Source organism: Acinetobacter sp. 24-47-62 (assembly GCF_056779765.1).
On record NZ_JBWYIN010000020.1, the window covers coordinates 1 to 16387 of the forward strand.

A 16387-nucleotide genomic window follows, 5' to 3' on the forward strand; every position below is an offset into this window, starting at 1 on the left:
TAGTGTGGGGTTACCCATGTGAGAGTAAGTCATCGCCAGCTCATTATTCTAAACACCCCCTTCAATAGAAGGGGGTGTTTTTTTATATATATAAATTGAATTTGAAAATAATTTGAGTAGATATCGCGAAATTTTTGGATTCATACTGATGTTTAGTGTACTGCTGAAATTTTCTCTAAAAAATATTTTGTCCTTTCATGTCGCTCTAGTGGCTTATTAAAGAAGTCATCAGTCGAGCAATCCTCTAGAATTTTGCCTTGATCCATAAATATCACTCGATCTGAAACTTTTTTTGCAAATCCCATTTCATGGGTAACACACATCATCGTCATGCCTTCTTTTGCAAGTTGGCTCATGACTTCAAGCACTTCACCCACCATTTCAGGATCTAATGCAGAAGTGGGTTCATCAAAAAGCATACAGACTGGGTCCATACAAAGACCACGTGCAATCGCGACACGTTGTTGTTGACCACCTGATAATTGTCCTGGAAATTTATCTTTGTGTGCTGTCAAACCTACTCGATCCAAATATTGTAAGGCCTTTATTTTAGCGTCTTCAGTTGAGCGATTAAGTACTTTGATTTGTCCTATTGTTAGGTTATCTAACACTGTCATATGAGGAAAAAGTTCAAAATGTTGAAATACCATACCTACTCTAGATCTGAATTTTGCTAGATTCGTTTTAGAGTCTTTTAAAGCGGTACCATCAACGATAATATTTCCTTGTTGAAAAGGTTCTAAAGCATTTACTGTCTTAATAAGTGTAGATTTACCTGAGCCAGATGGACCGCATACAACGACAACTTCACCTTTGTTGATAGTGGTTGAGCATTCGCTAAGTACCTGAAAATCTCCATACCATTTGGATACATCTTGAATTTCAATCATTGGCATTTTGATTCTCCTTATCGAATAATGGCTATTTTTTGATGTAAGCGTTTAACTAGTCGTGAAAGTGCAAATGAAATGACAAAATAGACGACAGCAACAACTAGATAGAAAACGGCTTTGGTTTCCGAACCATAGGTATTAGCTAAAGTATTTGCATTGCCTAAGAAATCTGGTGCACTGATGACATAAACCAAAGACACATCTTGAAAAAGAACAATGGATTGCGTCAATATCACGGGTAACATATTTCTAAAAGCTTGGGGTAAAACTACGTATGACATCGTCTGGCGATAATTAAACCCCAAGGCGTAACCTGCATTCACTTGTCCTTTAGAAACTGATTGAATGCCAGAACGGACAATTTCTGAAAAAAAGGCAGCCTCAAAAATGGCGAAGGTTACTACACTTGAAAATAAAGGTCCCCAATAGGTGTGATATTGGAAATCGAAAAACTTAGGAAGTAAAAAGTAAAAGATAAAAATAACTTGAATGAGGGGAACACCTCGAAAAAAGTCGACATAAAATTTTGCAAATCCACTGGCAATTTTATTATTTGATAGACGCATCATCGCGATTGGTGTACCAAGAAGAATCCCACCAATAATCGAAAGAATGGTTACTGTAACTGTAAATTTAAAACCAGCGATCAAACTTGCAACGACATCGGGATGAGTTAGAACACTAAAGTCCATTTTATTTACCTCCCGAACCTAGACCTGGTACAGCCATCCGTTTCTCAATCCATGCCATCAGGTATTTAATTGAATAAGTGATGATGAGATAAACAGGTGTTGAAAGAATTAAAATGACCACGTCTTGAGAGGTTTCTTCTCGCATTGTTTTGGTATATGCAAAAAAATTCAAAACACTTAAGGCAAAAAGCACGGCTGAATTTTTAAATACATTCATTGCTTCTGATGTCAGTGTTGGCCAAACGATTCGATAAGCCACTGGCAGAATGACATAACGATAACTTTGGTTTAAATTTAAACCAATCGCATAAGCTGCATTTTTTTGACCTTGTGAAACGGTATTAATACCTGCTCGAACCTGCTCAGCAATCCTTGCAGCGGTATATAGACCCAGTGCAAATACACCAATAATTGCTGGATTATTATTTAAAATATTTTGCCACCATCCGCCAGGAACCATTTCACCACTTCCAGTACTCATACTTAATGGCAGGAGTTGAGGAAAAACGAATGCCCAGAAAAATAATTGAACGATTAAGGGTATATTTCTGAATAACTCTACATAACAAGTCCCAATGAATGAAAGTAACTTATTGGGTAATGTACGCATAATGCCAATAAGTGAACCAAGTAAAAATGCGATGAAAAAGGCAATGACAGCAGTCCAGATCATGGTCCAAATACCTGATCCAAGTATTTGTAACCAGGTCGGTGCATCAGCAACAGCTGAATAACTTGAACCTCCAATCGCACTACAGATAGATTCAGCCCAATCTTTTTTATCAACGCCATATTCGTTGGATGCCAAGCAAAATGACGTCCAATTTAAAGAACCAACAGCCATTGAAATTTCCTGCAATGGTTACGAGAAAAAAGGGCTTAAGTGTTTTTATTTAAGCCCTCATAATTTTTGTTATTTAATCCCTGCATCATTCGGAGATGCTTTTAATTTTTTAAATGAGCTACTCATAGGCATGTTTAGATTGATATTGCGTGGTGGAATAGGTGATAAGAACCATTTTTTATAAAGGGTATCCATTTGACCATTTTTCCACATTCCAGTTACCACACGATCTGCAATCGCTTTAAACTTGGCATCCCCTTTAGGCAGCATAATTCCGTAAGGTTCTGACGAAAGGACTGGACCTACAATTTTAAAATCTTGAGGTTTTGATGATTTGGCAATGAGCCCTGCAAGAATATTGTCATCCATAACAAATGCAGCTGCACGTCCCGAAGCGACCATTGCAAAAGAATCAGCATGATCTTTACCATAGACATTGGTAACTTTTATTTTTTCTCCTCGTGCACCCATTTTAATATATTTATCCGAGGTTGTTCCTTGCGTTGTGGCAACGGCTTTACCATTTAAATCACCTAAATCTTTGAAAGGCGCTGAAGCTTTGACTGCCATACGTACTTCAGTGGCAAAGTAATTTGTAGAGAAGTTGACTTGCTGTTGTCGCTGGACAGAGTTGGTTGTCGTCCCGCATTCCATATCAATGTTTCCAGCGAGCATTTCAGGAATTCGCGTGGAAGAAGTAACCGCTTTATATTCAACTTTTAAGTTGGGGAGTTTTAAGTCTTTTTTTAATTCGTTAGCTACGTTATTACAGATATCGATGGCATAACCCATAGGTTTACCACCCACGATATATGAGATTGGATCAGAAGATTCACGATACCCGATGATCACTTTTCCATTTTTTTTGATTTTCGCAATGGTGTCAGTGGCATTGGCTTGACTCATTGTTCCGCCAGCGATGATGAAGCCTAATGCGCTGAGAAGGACTTTACCAGATAGACTTTTCATCAAGAAATCTCCATGTCTTGTAGTGCATCGTTCTTATAATTTTGACAGTTCTCAAATTTGGTTGAAATCTATTCAAAATAAACTATTAATTATTTTTATACTTTCTATGAGAATAAGTAAAGAATAAAAAATACTCGAAATTCAAATGAATTTAGATTTTTTGATCAACGCGAAATAAATCATGAGCTTATAAAACCTTGATCATGAGTAAGTGGTTTATTTTTAATCAACCATAACTGCAGATAACGCTAAAAAATTATTTTTTTTAATTTAAACTTGAGTGTTCATATTTTTTTTGAATATTAATTAAAAAAAAGTGATTGAATTATAATATATTTTATACTTGTTTTTTATTAACAATTAAGACTAATTGATTAACCTAGCACTTGAAACTTATGTTATAAGAATTGTAGGCATGATTATTGCTTGAATAATAACGATGTTAGGGGGTAATGATTTATGAAATTAGCGTTAGGACTAAAAGTATCCAATTCTTTGTCTTTGACACCCCAGCTCCAACAAGCGATCCGACTTTTACAATTATCCAGCTTAGAGTTGGAGCAAGAAGTTCAATTGCAGTTGGATAGTAACCCCTTACTTGAAAAGGTGGATGATGATTCTCCAATGCAAAGTTTGGAGGACTTGAATCAGGAAAATTCTGCTAGTGATCTTACTCGAGAATTAAATGCAGATCATTTGCCAAATGATTTACCTGTAGATACGGAATGGGATGATGTATATACCCATCAATCATCATCAATGGAATTACCAGAATATGAAGAACGTGAGGATAATCGATCAATTCAAAATACACTGAAAGATCATATTTTAGAGCAAGTTAATCTTCTAAATTTCTCCCAAACTGATCTTTTGATCGCTTATTGCATCGTAGATGGTTTGGATGAAAAAGGCTTTTTAGATGAGAGCGTTGAAGAAATTCACCACGCAGTGCTGACTTTACTCGCACAGATGGATATTGAAGAAGATGTTGAGATAGATGAAATTTTAGTGGTGTTGAAACATATTCAAAGACTAGAGCCGATTGGCGTTGGTTCACGCAATCTTGTGGAATGCTTATATGTTCAGCTTCAAGTTTTGCCTAATACCTTACCATGCCGTAATGACGCGTTATTGTTATTACAGCATTATGAATTATTGATTGCCAATGACCTAAATAAATTACTGAAGCAAACAGGTTTTAAACTTGAACAGTTAAAAGCAGCGATACAACTTTTAAAATCATTACAACCCTATCCAGGGTTAATGTTTGAAAATAAAGAATCTGAATACCAGGTGCCTGATGTTGTGGTGGCAAAGAAAAATGACAGTTGGCATGTGCACTTAAATCCAGATATTTTGCCAAAATTACGTATCAACCCTTATTACGCAAATATGATTCGTCGAGCTGATCAAAGTGCAGATAATCAATACTTACGCAATCAAATGCTTGATGCTAAAAATTTTATTAAAAGTGTAGATGAGCGCCATAAAACGCTTTTAAAAGTAGCGACATGTATTGTTCAGCATCAACGAGATTTTTTAGAGTTGGGTGCTGAAGGAATGAAACCTTTGGTGTTGAGAGATGTGGCGGAGGAGGTTGAATTACATGAATCAACAGTATCTCGTGTAACGACCAATAAATATTTGCTTACGCCGAGAGGGTTGTTTGAACTTAAATATTTTTTCTCAAGCCATGTTGGAACAACGTCAGGTGGTGAAGCGTCTTCAACTGCGATCCGAGCAAAAATTAAAAAGTTGATTGCTGAAGAGAACCCAAGAAAACCATTATCTGATAATAGTTTAGCTAAGTTGTTAAATGAGGATGGTATCGATGTTGCACGTCGTACAGTCGCAAAATATCGCGAATCGTTACATATTCCTGCATCATCCGATCGAAAAGTCTTGATCTGAAATTTGAAGTGTGATTATTCTAGAGGTTCATTATGACGAAATAATGAATCTCTTTTTTTTAGTTACACGAGGTTTAGCCAGCATGATTTCATGACTTAAATTTGCAGAATAATTCTATGTTGAATGTTCTGTCATGCAATCACATGGCTTAACTCAATCAAATCCTTTAGAAGGAGAGGGATAGGATTATGCAAATAACAATTCGTGGACATCATTTAAGTATTACTCCTGCAATAGAAGAGAATATTCGTTGTAAATTCGCCGAAATGACCAAGCACCTTGATCAGGTCAATAGTATGCAGGTGAAACTCACAAAGGATCACCAAGTCGATAAGCGTTCGAAAAAAGGAAGTTCGAATCATATCGCTGAAGCAATCGTGCGTTTACCAGGCGTCGAACTTTTTGCTCAGGCATCTGGCGATGATATGTATGCATCAATTAAAAAATTGACTGAGAAAATAAAAAGACAGTTAATGCGATATCGTAAAATGCAAATGGCTTTTCAGCCGCTGCCTATATGACGGTATGTAGCTGAAAATAAAAAAAGAGGTATATTGCCTCTTTTTTTTATAGATAAATTGTATAGCAGATGAATTCATTGAATGAGTTATAGTAAAATAATCCGTTTTTACACAATCGATCGTCCCATGAGAGGTCTTTGCAATGAATAGTGAACAGCTCACTGAAATCTTAAAAGCTGCTTTCCCTTCTGCTGATGTTGCTGTAAGTGGACAAAGTGGGAAATTTGACCTCCGTATTGTAGATGATCTGTTTGAAGGTAAAAGAACAGTTGCTCGTCAACAAGCAGTTTATGCTCCTCTTAACGAATATATTAAAAGTGGTGCAGTTCACGCTGTAACCATACGCGCAATGACAAAAGAAGAATGGCGCAAAGCTAGTCTTTTCGGAGCTTAAGGAATAAATGGATAAATTTCTAATCACTGGTGGTAAAAGACTAGAAGGCGAAGTTCGCATCTCTGGTGCAAAAAATGCTGCATTGCCACTTTTAGCAGCAATGATTCTTGCTGAAACACCAATTACGCTCAGAAATGTACCCAAGCTTAAAGATGTTCATACGCTTGTAAAATTAATTGCAGGTCTTGGGATTAGCATGAAGTATGAAGGTGACACTGTTGTCGCTGATACTTCAACCCTTGATAATCAATTTGCACCATATGAACTCGTAAAGACTATGCGAGCTTCTATTTTGGTGCTTGGCCCATTGCTGGCGCGCTACGGTAGTGCAAAAGTATCTTTACCTGGTGGTTGTGCTATTGGCTCACGTCCTGTTGACCAGCATTTAAAAGCATTAGAAGCTTTAGGTGCGGAAATTGAAGTCGAAGCAGGCTATGTCAATGCAAAAGTTGATGGTCGCTTAAAAGGCGGTGAAGTTGTTTTCGATATGGTTACTGTGGGTGGGACAGAAAACATCCTCATGGCTGCTGTTTTAGCAGAAGGTGTTACTACCATCCGTAATGCGGCTCGTGAACCTGAAATCACTGATCTTGCACAAATGCTCATTAAGATGGGTGCGAAGATTGAAGGTTTAGATACGGATACATTAATCGTCACTGGCGTAGAAAATTTGCATGGTTGTGAATATTCAGTTGTTGCTGACCGTATTGAAACAGGATCTTATTTAGCGGCTGCTGCTATTACGGGCGGACGAGTTAAAACGACACATACAGATCCATTGCTGATGGAATCAGTGTTGGATAAATTTGAAGAAATGGGTGCAGAAGTTACGCGCGGTGATGATTGGATCGAACTCGATATGATGGGTAAGCGTCCTAAGGCCGTTAGTTTCCGTACATTGCCTCATCCAGATTTTCCAACAGATATGCAAGCACAATTGATGGCGGTCAATGCAATCGGTCGTGGGTTTGCAACAATTTCAGAAACGATTTTTGAAAACCGTTTTATGCATGTACCTGAATTGTCACGTATGGGCGCTAATATTCAGGTTGAAGGTAATGATGCAGTTGTAACAGGAGTTGAAAAACTTTCAGCTGCACCTGTTATGGCAACAGATTTGCGTGCTTCATTTTCTTTAGTTTTGGCTGCTTTAGCTGCTGAAGGAGAGACTTTAATTGACCGTATTTATCACATTGATCGCGGTTATGAAGATGTTGAAGCAAAATTACAAGGTTTAGGTGCCCAAATTAAGCGAGTGAGCGAGTAAGTTAATGAGCGATATGAGAAACGATGATCCTAATTTTGACGTAATGGGCAATTTTGATCATGGTTTAACCTTAGCATTAAGTAAAGGTCGTATTTTAAAAGAGACATTGCCATTGCTAGAAACAGCAGGGATTAATCTTTTAGAAGACCCAGATAAATCGCGTAAATTAATTTTTCCTACGACGCATAAACATGTTCGAATTTTAATTTTACGTGCATCTGATGTACCAACGTATGTAGAAAATGGTGCGGCTGATATTGGTGTTGCAGGTAAAGATGTACTGATGGAACATGGTGCACAAAATGTCTATGAACCATTAGATCTTAAAATTGCAAACTGTAAGTTAATGACAGCGGGCAAAGTGGGTATGGAGCGTCCGAAAGGTCGTTTGAAGATCGCGACCAAGTACGTGAATTTGACGCGTCAATACTATGCGAGCTTAGGTGAGCAAGTTGATGTGATTAAACTTTACGGTTCGATGGAGCTTGCACCATTGGTTGGTTTGGGTGATTACATCGTCGACGTCGTGGACACAGGTAATACACTTCGCGCGAATGGCTTAGAGCCTCTTGAAGAAATTTGCAAAGTGTCTTCTCGTTTAATCGTGAACAAAGCGAGCTTTAAGCGTAAGCAAGCCTTACTTAATCCGATTCTTGCACAGCTTGAAAAAGCGGTGGATGAACGTGAAGCAGCTAAAAAAGCATAATTTAATTTATGTTTGATAGACCGTCCGAAAGGGCGGTTTTTTTATTCTGCTAGAATATATTTTCTAACTTGCCGTTTATAGATCTTATTATTTTTCATAAATAAATTTCTATAAGAATCAAGGATATCTAATATTTCACCTGCTGATAAATTGTGATTTAAGCAGTTAAATATTGTTCTTTCAAGTTGGTTTAAGAAAAAGGAATAATCATTTCTTATTTTAAAGAAATTAGGATCATCATTTAATTCATAGAGTATCATTGATTTGGAAAGTATTTTCGATGAGTTAGTGGATAAGTCTCTTAAAAAATGTGAAATATCTTAGTTATATATTTCCTGAATTTTTAAATCAGGATTAATAGTTCTAAAAAAGGATGAGATATCTGTAAATATTCTAATATCATCATTAATTGCAATGAGTAATTCTTTAGCTTCATCTGCAAGAATTAGTGAGTTATGCTGCAGTTTCCAGTTTAAGAATCCGATAATTGCAACTATTGGCGTCAGTATATAAGCGGTTACAGTTACTATATCCACGATTCCAGTTTTAGTAACGGCACACATCAATGATTGACCTTGACAGTAATAAAAGTATTGAAAGAATCCACAAATAGCTAAAACAACGACATAAACACCTAAATAGTATCCAACATATTTTTCTATTTCTTTCATCTAAAATTACCTCGAATAAAAACGAATAATTTTAAGAATATAGCTGAAAAGAAAATTCAATTTAATCAAAAGTTATTTTCAATGATCTCTATACGAGTTGGTTGAATGAAGATGCCCACAAATCAACAGAAAACAGGTAAACTAAAGCTTCCCTTTAATTTCATTGTGGATAAATTGATGCGACGTTTATCGACTCAAGATCAAAACTTCAAGCAAGACTTTGCTGACTTGCTCGCTTTTGAAACCGTGAGTGACCCAGAACTTTTAAAAACAGTAGACCAAATCATTGCCGATGTTCGTCAACATGGTGATGCTCATGTTCTCAAACTCACACAACAGTTCGATCGACATCCAGCGCATCAATTTTCAGATTTAGAACTGACACAAGAGCAACTTAAAGCTGCATTTGATCATTTAACGACTGAAGTTCGAGAAGCTTTAGAGTTAGCTGCAAATCGTGTCCGTGAATTCCATCAGGCACAAAAACAAGATGGTTGGACCTATGTTGATGCTTTGGGTAACACCTTAGGTCAAAAAGTGACGCCGCTTGACCGTGTTGGAATTTATGTGCCAGGTGGTTTGGCTTCATACCCATCATCAGTACTCATGAATGCTGTTCCTGCTCACGTCGCAGGAGTGCCTGAAATTATTATGGTTGTGCCTGCACCAAATGGTGATTTAAATCCATTGGTGTTGGCAGCTGCGTATTTGGCAGGTGTCACTCGAGTTTTTACGATTGGTGGTGCACAAGCGGTTGCAGCATTGGCCTATGGTACTGAAACTATTCCAGCAGTAGACAAGATCACTGGACCGGGCAATCGTTTTGTTGCAGCAGCAAAACGCGCCGTATTTGGTCAGGTAGGTATTGATATGATTGCAGGTCCTTCAGAAATTTTAGTGTATGCTGAAGGGGACAATAATGCAGAATGGCTTGCAATGGATCTTCTGTCTCAAGCAGAGCATGATACTGTTGCTCAGGCTGTATTTATTACGCCAGACGAGCAACTGCTTCATGATGTCGCGATTGCAATTGAAGAGCACTTAAAAGCACTTCCTAAAGCAGAAATCGCACGAACTTCTATTGCTAATCGTGGTGCGCTCGTTTTAGTTAAAGACCGTGCCGAAGGTGTGGAATTGATCAACCAAGTTGCCCCTGAACACTTGATGCTATGTTTAGATGAAGCACAAGAAATGGCTGAAAGTATTCGCCATGCAGGTGCTATCTTCATGGGGCGTTATACGCCTGAAGCAATTGGTGATTACTGTGCAGGTCCGAACCATGTATTGCCAACCTCGGGTACGGCACGTTTTTCATCACCACTCGGGGTGTATGATTTCCAAAAGCGTTCAAGCTTAATCATGTGTTCAGAAGATGGCGTGAAAACTTTAGCGAAAACAGCAGATATTCTTGCACAGCAAGAAAACTTAGATGCTCACGCTCGTTCAGCGCGATATCGTTATCAGTAATTTAAACCATAAATTTGGTATGAATATTCCTCTCTAAATCTGTTTTTAAGCATTGCTTGAAATCGAAATGCAAGTGAGGTTAGGTGAGGGTAATTAAAAAATCTCTCCCTAACCTCCTTAGTCAGTGAGGGGAATTTAGAGAATTTAAAAATGAATATTACAGTAGAACAAATGCGTTTTTGGAGTCCAGAAGTACGTGAACTAGAGCCATATGTGCCTGGTGAACAACCCAAAATCCAAAATCTTTTAAAATTGAATACCAACGAGAACCCGTATCCACCATCTCCAAAAGTTGTAGAAGCGGTACAACAAGTTTTAGCAAATGGCGCGAATGTTTTACGTTTGTATCCTGACCCTGACGCATTGGAATTAAAGCAAGCAATTGCGAAACAGCAACATGTTCCAGTGGGGCACGTGTTTGTTGGTAATGGTTCTGATGAGGTTTTAGCTCATATTTTTAAGGCATTTTTTGTTCAAGATTTGCCAATTCTTTATCCAGATATTACCTACAGTTTCTATCCTGTTTATAGCCAATTTTTTGGTGTGAAAACTCAAATTTTGCCTTTAAACGAAAAATTTGAAATTGTTGTGGATGACTATAAGCAACCGAATGGCGGCATCATTATCACCAATCCAAATGCCCCTACCAGTATTGCACTGGATTTGTCTGCAATTGAGGAAGTACTTCAATCGAACACAAATTCAGTGGTTGTGATTGATGAGGCATATGTAGACTTTGGTGCTGAATCTGCAGTGGCTCTCGTAGAAAAATATGACAACTTGGTGGTCTGTCAAACGACCTCGAAATCACGTTCGCTTGCAGGATTACGGGTCGGGTTTGCGATTGCACAGCCGCATTTAATTGCAGCGTTAGAAGCGGTAAAAAATAGCTTCAATTCATATCCAATGGATCGTTTTGCGATTGCCGCTGCAGTGGCGTCTTTCGAGGATCAAGGCTATTTCGAAGCGCAAAATGCCAAAGTGATTGCCAGTCGTATAAAGTTAGTTGAGCAACTGCAATCTTTAGGATTTGAAGTGTTGCCTTCTGCCGCAAATTTTATATTTGCAACTTTACCAAGCAAAGATGCAGGTCAGCTTGCAAATGAATTGCGAGAGCGTGGCATTATCGTAAGATATTTTAATAAACCACGTATTAATCAGTATTTGCGTATCACCATTGGTACCGATGAGCAAAATCAACGTTTAGTAGACACCTTGAAGAATGACATTTTAAAAGTGTAAGTGCTGCAAATTTTTGTTGTGGAAAAAGCGACCAGATAGGTCGCTTTTTTTATGATTCGTACCATTGATTCATCAGTTTTAGCATAGCATCAACCTTATCAAAACATTCTTGATATTCTGCATCGCAATCTGAACTGATTGTAACGCCACCACCTGCCCAAATAGATACATCTTGCTGATATTTTTGAATTGTTCGAATCAAAATATTCCAAGAGCCAGTTCCATCAAAATTGAAATAACCAATAGAGCCACAGTATGCACCGCGTGGGGATCCTTCAAGTTCTTCAATAATTTCCATCGCTCGAATTTTGGGTGCCCCCGTTATTGAACCGCCGGGGAGCGCTGCGTGTAAAACATCTAATTGATGAACATCGGATTTTAACGTCGCTTCAATTTCACTGACCATGTGGTGGACTTGATTAAAGCTTTCAATGTTAAATAATTTTGGTGTCTTGACAGTGCCAGTTTCTGCATAAATGCTTAAATCATTTCTGAGAAGGTCAACAATCATCAGATTTTCGGCCTTATCTTTCTCAGAGTTGATGAGTGTTTGTTTGGATTCTTGGTCTTTTTGAGGATCTTTAAAGCGTGGCATGGTGCCTTTGATCGGTTTAGTGATCATTTTTTTATTGGGTCTAAACTCAATAAATAACTCAGGTGAACAGCTCAAAAGTTCAAGGTTATCAATTTTAAGATAAGCAGCATAAGGAGCATTTGTGAGTGCCCAAAAAGGTTTTGCTACACTGAGTAGTTCACCTTCAGCTTGTGCTACAAACTCTTGAGTTAAGTTAATTTGGTAACAATCCCCAGCAACAATGTAATCTTGTACTCGTTGAAATGCAGTTCGATATTGTTGTTTAGTCCAACGTGCTTGCATGGGTGAACTGAGTTGAAATGATGATGGACTAGATTGCTGAATGCAGTTTAATAATTGCGTATAAAGGCAATCGGCATTATGTTCAGTGCTATAGAAAATCCAATCATTATTTTCATAAATCAAATAGCTTTCATACAAGCCAAAAAACAATTGTGGTTGTTTTTTTACCTTGGTGTTGATTTGAAAATTTGCTGCAAAATTATAATCATAGTATCCAATGTAACCACCTCTGAAATAATGGCGTGCAGAGTCAGAAAGTGGATTTTCACTACATTGAACAAAATCTTTGAGTGAAGAAAATTGACTTTCATACTGATAATTAAAATCAGAGCAACGCACAAATTGACTGAATCCGCCGTTTATATAAACGCAATATTTTTTTGGCAAAAATCCGATAATCGGTAAATCCTGATTTTCAAGATATACCAATCCTGTCAATGAACCAATTTTTTGCAAAAAATCAGCTTTACATAGTCCTGAAATTTTTAAGTTTTGTTTAAAAAATGAAGCACTTAACATTTGTGACTTGTTACACTCTTTTCAGAAAATTTGCATCACCCATTTAATACTAGTTCACACTTATGCCATTTATCGGGAATAGGTCGAATTTTCTTAACAGATATTGATCATAAGATAACATAAGGTTAACTTAATACTGCAAAGCGAACTGCTCAAGGATGAAGTTTCAGTCGTTAAATTATAAAAACTTCAGAAACACGGAGAGCAGTCAAAAAAATGAAAAAAATGCTCTTGGGAGAGTACATAATGAAATTATTCACAAAATTGGCTTTAGTTTCTTCAATGGCGGTGAGCGTGAATGCTATGGCGATGCAGGCAATGGATGATGCATCACTCAGCGCAACGACTGGTCAAGATGGTATTACTATTGCCATTGATACAACTGCTGGTATCGAAATCGATAAGTTATATATTCATGATAATGATGGTTTTACAAATAGCGCTTTGACATTCGGTGATACGACCATTAATACAGCTGGCACTGCTGATCCAACAATTGGTGCTGGTGCAATCACGGTTAACGGTTTAACGATTTCAAAGGGTACTGGAAATACTCAAAACTTAGCAACGTTGAAAGTTGATGCCGCAGATGTTGGTGGTCAAGCGGTACTTAATGTTCTTGCTGAAACTGGTGCTTTAGACATCAATGTTGGTTCTATTGGGGTTGCAAGCTCTGGCACTTACAGTTCTGATGACAATGTTCGTGGTGTTGTTGAAGGTTCTGAAAAACAAATTATTACAGGTTTAACATTATCATTGGGTGCAACCAAAGCAAACGTTCAATTAGGTAATGCACCTCAAGGCGCTATGATTGTTGTTGATTCTGAAATCACTGGTGGTTTATCTACAAGCTTAACTATTAATGATACATCTACATCGGGCGGTGGTAGCATTGGAATCGAGGGCTTGAAAGTTACAAGTTCAGGCAGTAAAAACCTGAATGCTGACGCCAAAATTGGTGTAACAAAAGATGGATTATATATCAGCCCAGCTCAATCACCATTGAATGCTTACATCCAAAAAGTTTCTTTAGGTGAAGCTAATAAGAGTATCGGTTCAATCGAAGTTCAAGGTTTGAATTTGGGTAGCACTTCAATCAAAATTTCTGGTCACTAAGTTTTTATACAAAAAACGCGTGTTGATCACGCGTTTTTTAAATTTTGCGAATTTGAAATTAAAAAGTAAAAGTACTGTATTTTTAGGATGAAAAAGGTATTCTGAATATAAGAATAAATGTGAGTGCAAACTCCAACTACAGAATCATAAAGGCAAGTACGCCGAACTAGAACAGTTAACATTATGATAGAAATTACTTTAGGCTCTGCAATTATGTATTTTTTTGCGAGTCATGCTCTCGAAATTAAAGAAAAACCACGCGAAGCAGTTTATTACAGTGAGATTGCAGACTCACGACATCTATCTTATACAAAAAATCACCGTGAACCTGTAGCTATCAAGCCGGCTATCGAAAATCAGTTTAGAGGAATAGTTCGTCAAGCGTATGACTATAGTTGTGGTTCTGCGGCGTTGACGACAGTTCTTAATGGTCACGCTGGTCTAAATTTGACAGAACAACAAACCATGGAGGGATTGTTGCGATTTGGCGAGTATGATCGAATCATTGAGCGTAGAAGCTTTTCATTATTGGATATGAAGCGCTTCGTCACTGCTTTAGGTTATGAAAGTGGGGGGTACCGTGGTGAATTCAAAGACCTGATTAAACAGACACAACCTGCTATTGTTCCAATTCACTATGCAGGTTTTAAGCACTTTGTTGTATACAAAGCATATAAAGATGGAAGGGTTTATGTTGCTGACCCTGCATTAGGAAATATCAGTTTTGATGAAGCACGATTTAAAGAAATTTGGGAAAACAATACCTTATTTTTAGTGAACGTTCCTGAATCTCAACAGAAAGATCTATTGGCATTACAAGAAACAGATTTAAGACATGTCGATGATGCAACAATTAACCGTTACGCCTTAGTTGATGCACAATTTTCGTCAGATTATATGAATAAAATCGCAGATAAAGCCTCAACTATGCGTAAAGTATTAGATCTTGATCCCAAATCTCCAACGTATAATCAACCCATTACAACATATATGCGGCTTTACTATAAACGTAAGTAATTTAAATGCAATTAAATTGAATTGAAACAAAATCCAAATAATGAAGAATTGTGGTAGGAAGTAAAATGAATAATCAATGGACGAAAAGAACGCTACTCGCAATCAGTATTCAAATGATTGTCACAGGCGTCTATGCAGCACCCGAAACAGTTGAAGCTCCATCAGAAGAGAATATTTCTCAAGATACTCAAAATAATACTGAAAATAGTTCGGCGACCGAGCTTGAACAAGCACAATCAAGTTATACGGCAGAATCTACTGAAAATGTTGATGCAACACCTTCTCTTAAGCCAGGTGTTGAAGGGCAGGCTGCAAATGCGCTCCAACAAAAAGAAGGTGATGCGACGCAAGAGACTAACTTGCAGGAAGTTTTTTCCTCTAATGAGCGACAATATTCACTGATTAAGCGTGGTGAGTTTTCAACGTTCTATGATCTTGATTATTCGTACTATCGGGATTCACAAATAAATGCTTCGATCGATGAAGGACAATTGTATCAACTTCGTATTGATGAAGATGCAAATCATACGATTACCAATACCATCACAGCGCAATATGGTTTAAGAGATAACATCACGCTAAACGCTTCAATTCCATTGGTTGCAAAGTCTGATAGTGTCAAAGATACGACCACTGCTGGATTGGGTGATATTAGTTTAGGGGCGCGTTGGGAGCCATTTCCACTGAAAGAAGGTCGTTTGCCACTTATTTTGTTTGGTAATCTATCGACAAAAACAGGTGATAGCCCCTATGAAATTAATCCTTTGACGGATCTCTCAACAGGTAAGGGGTATTATTCAGTTGGTGTTGGTGCAAGTACAACAAAATATATTGATCCAGTTGTATTGTTTGCGTCAGTATCAACAAATTATGGTTTTAAAGAATCTGGCTTAAATCAAATCCGAGGGGGAGGAAATACTCAAGGTGAAGGTTTAACCGGGCGTAACCGTGTTTTAGATACTTTTGAACCCGGTGTTACGGCTGGATTCTCGTTCGGGTTTGCATATTCATTTAACTATGATGTCTCCTTGACCATGTCTTATCAGCAATCGATGAACATGGGTACCAAATTTACATATGATACAGGTGAATATTACGAGCCTGCGACTCAGACCAGCTCTATGTTTGCGGTGGCACTCGGTGTACGTGTTAGTCCGAAGACGATTGTCAATGGAACGATAGGTATCGGTTTAACTGAAGACTCTCCAGATGTTTCTCTCGGCCTATCGTTCCCATTAGATATACTTGGCTTCGGTAAGAAAAAAGCAAGCTAAAGGAGTT

Annotated in this window: 16 protein-coding genes; 10 read left to right on the forward strand and 6 right to left on the reverse strand. The window is 37.8% G+C overall.

What is annotated here, in order from left to right; genetic code table 11:
- Positions 1 to 152: 152 nt before the first annotated feature.
- The 4 genes from AC1M87_RS13895 to AC1M87_RS13910 all read right to left on the reverse strand — a co-directional run bounded on the left by AC1M87_RS13895 (position 153) and on the right by AC1M87_RS13910 (position 3398).
- A complete protein-coding gene (locus tag AC1M87_RS13895) occupies positions 153 to 896 on the reverse strand; it encodes an amino acid ABC transporter ATP-binding protein (protein WP_481594029.1) in 744 nt (247 codons plus the stop codon).
- 11 nt (positions 897 to 907) lie between these two features.
- Positions 908 to 1585, reverse strand: coding sequence for an amino acid ABC transporter permease (locus tag AC1M87_RS13900; protein ID WP_180028741.1), 678 nt, complete (start codon positions 1583 to 1585; stop codon positions 908 to 910).
- Between the two features lies 1 nt (position 1586).
- Positions 1587 to 2429, reverse strand: coding sequence for an amino acid ABC transporter permease (locus AC1M87_RS13905; RefSeq protein ID WP_035270829.1), 843 nt, complete (start codon positions 2427 to 2429; stop codon positions 1587 to 1589).
- A 69-nt stretch (positions 2430 to 2498) separates the two neighbouring features.
- Entirely contained in the window at positions 2499 to 3398 is a 900-nt protein-coding gene (locus AC1M87_RS13910) for an amino acid ABC transporter substrate-binding protein (RefSeq protein ID WP_180028739.1), read from the reverse strand.
- Positions 3399 to 3857: 459 nt separating this feature from the next.
- On the opposite strand from AC1M87_RS13910, the gene AC1M87_RS13915 reads away from it, so the two are divergent.
- The 5 genes from AC1M87_RS13915 to hisG all read left to right on the forward strand — a co-directional run bounded on the left by AC1M87_RS13915 (position 3858) and on the right by hisG (position 8197).
- Positions 3858 to 5309: an RNA polymerase factor sigma-54 gene (locus AC1M87_RS13915; protein WP_481594030.1), complete on the forward strand. Its 1452-nt coding sequence runs from the start codon at positions 3858 to 3860 to the stop codon at positions 5307 to 5309.
- A 188-nt stretch (positions 5310 to 5497) separates the two neighbouring features.
- On the forward strand, positions 5498 to 5830 hold the full coding sequence (gene hpf / locus AC1M87_RS13920; protein WP_035268921.1) for a ribosome hibernation-promoting factor, HPF/YfiA family: 333 nt from the start codon (positions 5498 to 5500) through the stop codon (positions 5828 to 5830).
- Between the two features lie 142 nt (positions 5831 to 5972).
- A complete protein-coding gene (ibaG, locus tag AC1M87_RS13925; RefSeq protein ID WP_035268923.1) occupies positions 5973 to 6224 on the forward strand; it encodes a BolA family iron metabolism protein IbaG in 252 nt (83 codons plus the stop codon).
- A gap of 7 nt (positions 6225 to 6231) precedes the next feature.
- Positions 6232 to 7491 (forward strand): UDP-N-acetylglucosamine 1-carboxyvinyltransferase, encoded by a 1260-nt coding sequence (murA, locus tag AC1M87_RS13930; RefSeq protein WP_092768577.1) that lies wholly within the window; start codon positions 6232 to 6234, stop codon positions 7489 to 7491.
- 4 nt (positions 7492 to 7495) lie between these two features.
- Positions 7496 to 8197, forward strand: coding sequence for an ATP phosphoribosyltransferase (gene hisG, locus AC1M87_RS13935; protein ID WP_035268927.1), 702 nt, complete (start codon positions 7496 to 7498; stop codon positions 8195 to 8197).
- Between the two features lie 320 nt (positions 8198 to 8517).
- Here hisG and AC1M87_RS13940 read toward each other — a convergent pair whose 3' ends face one another.
- The gene (locus AC1M87_RS13940) at positions 8518 to 8868 is read right to left on the reverse strand and encodes a hypothetical protein (protein ID WP_092768580.1); all 351 of its coding nucleotides are present in this window, start codon (positions 8866 to 8868) and stop codon (positions 8518 to 8520) included.
- A 165-nt stretch (positions 8869 to 9033) separates the two neighbouring features.
- Between AC1M87_RS13940 and hisD the strand changes: the two genes are divergently transcribed.
- Positions 9034 to 10335, forward strand: a complete 1302-nt coding sequence (hisD, locus tag AC1M87_RS13945; protein WP_171260738.1) for a histidinol dehydrogenase — start codon at positions 9034 to 9036, stop codon at positions 10333 to 10335.
- Positions 10336 to 10485: 150 nt separating this feature from the next.
- Positions 10486 to 11577 (forward strand): histidinol-phosphate transaminase, encoded by a 1092-nt coding sequence (hisC, locus tag AC1M87_RS13950; RefSeq protein ID WP_481594031.1) that lies wholly within the window; start codon positions 10486 to 10488, stop codon positions 11575 to 11577.
- Between the two features lie 49 nt (positions 11578 to 11626).
- Here hisC and pabB read toward each other — a convergent pair whose 3' ends face one another.
- Positions 11627 to 12973: an aminodeoxychorismate synthase component I gene (gene pabB, locus AC1M87_RS13955; RefSeq protein WP_481594032.1), complete on the reverse strand. Its 1347-nt coding sequence runs from the start codon at positions 12971 to 12973 to the stop codon at positions 11627 to 11629.
- 246 nt (positions 12974 to 13219) lie between these two features.
- Between pabB and filA the strand changes: the two genes are divergently transcribed.
- The 3 genes from filA to filC all read left to right on the forward strand — a co-directional run bounded on the left by filA (position 13220) and on the right by filC (position 16380).
- Entirely contained in the window at positions 13220 to 14089 is an 870-nt protein-coding gene (gene filA / locus AC1M87_RS13960; RefSeq protein WP_092768589.1) for a putative pilus system protein FilA, read from the forward strand.
- 183 nt (positions 14090 to 14272) lie between these two features.
- Positions 14273 to 15106, forward strand: a complete 834-nt coding sequence (gene filB / locus AC1M87_RS13965) for a putative pilus system C39 family peptidase FilB (protein WP_481588027.1) — start codon at positions 14273 to 14275, stop codon at positions 15104 to 15106.
- A gap of 65 nt (positions 15107 to 15171) precedes the next feature.
- On the forward strand, positions 15172 to 16380 hold the full coding sequence (gene filC, locus AC1M87_RS13970; RefSeq protein ID WP_481594033.1) for a putative pilus system protein FilC: 1209 nt from the start codon (positions 15172 to 15174) through the stop codon (positions 16378 to 16380).
- Positions 16381 to 16387 lie beyond the last annotated feature (7 nt).

Coding starts and splice junctions, on each gene's coding strand:
- AC1M87_RS13895 (WP_481594029.1), bottom strand. CDS start 896: ATGCCAATGATTGAAATTCAAGATGTATCCAAATGGTATGGAGATTTT.
- AC1M87_RS13900 (WP_180028741.1), bottom strand. CDS start 1,585: ATGGACTTTAGTGTTCTAACTCATCCCGATGTCGTTGCAAGTTTGATC.
- AC1M87_RS13905 (WP_035270829.1), bottom strand. CDS start 2,429: ATGGCTGTTGGTTCTTTAAATTGGACGTCATTTTGCTTGGCATCCAAC.
- AC1M87_RS13910 (WP_180028739.1), bottom strand. CDS start 3,398: ATGAAAAGTCTATCTGGTAAAGTCCTTCTCAGCGCATTAGGCTTCATC.
- AC1M87_RS13915 (WP_481594030.1), top strand. CDS start 3,858: ATGAAATTAGCGTTAGGACTAAAAGTATCCAATTCTTTGTCTTTGACA.
- hpf (WP_035268921.1), top strand. CDS start 5,498: ATGCAAATAACAATTCGTGGACATCATTTAAGTATTACTCCTGCAATA.
- ibaG (WP_035268923.1), top strand. CDS start 5,973: ATGAATAGTGAACAGCTCACTGAAATCTTAAAAGCTGCTTTCCCTTCT.
- murA (WP_092768577.1), top strand. CDS start 6,232: ATGGATAAATTTCTAATCACTGGTGGTAAAAGACTAGAAGGCGAAGTT.
- hisG (WP_035268927.1), top strand. CDS start 7,496: ATGAGCGATATGAGAAACGATGATCCTAATTTTGACGTAATGGGCAAT.
- AC1M87_RS13940 (WP_092768580.1), bottom strand. CDS start 8,868: ATGAAAGAAATAGAAAAATATGTTGGATACTATTTAGGTGTTTATGTC.
- hisC (WP_481594031.1), top strand. CDS start 10,486: ATGAATATTACAGTAGAACAAATGCGTTTTTGGAGTCCAGAAGTACGT.
- pabB (WP_481594032.1), bottom strand. CDS start 12,973: ATGTTAAGTGCTTCATTTTTTAAACAAAACTTAAAAATTTCAGGACTA.
- filA (WP_092768589.1), top strand. CDS start 13,220: ATGAAATTATTCACAAAATTGGCTTTAGTTTCTTCAATGGCGGTGAGC.
- filB (WP_481588027.1), top strand. CDS start 14,273: ATGATAGAAATTACTTTAGGCTCTGCAATTATGTATTTTTTTGCGAGT.
- filC (WP_481594033.1), top strand. CDS start 15,172: ATGAATAATCAATGGACGAAAAGAACGCTACTCGCAATCAGTATTCAA.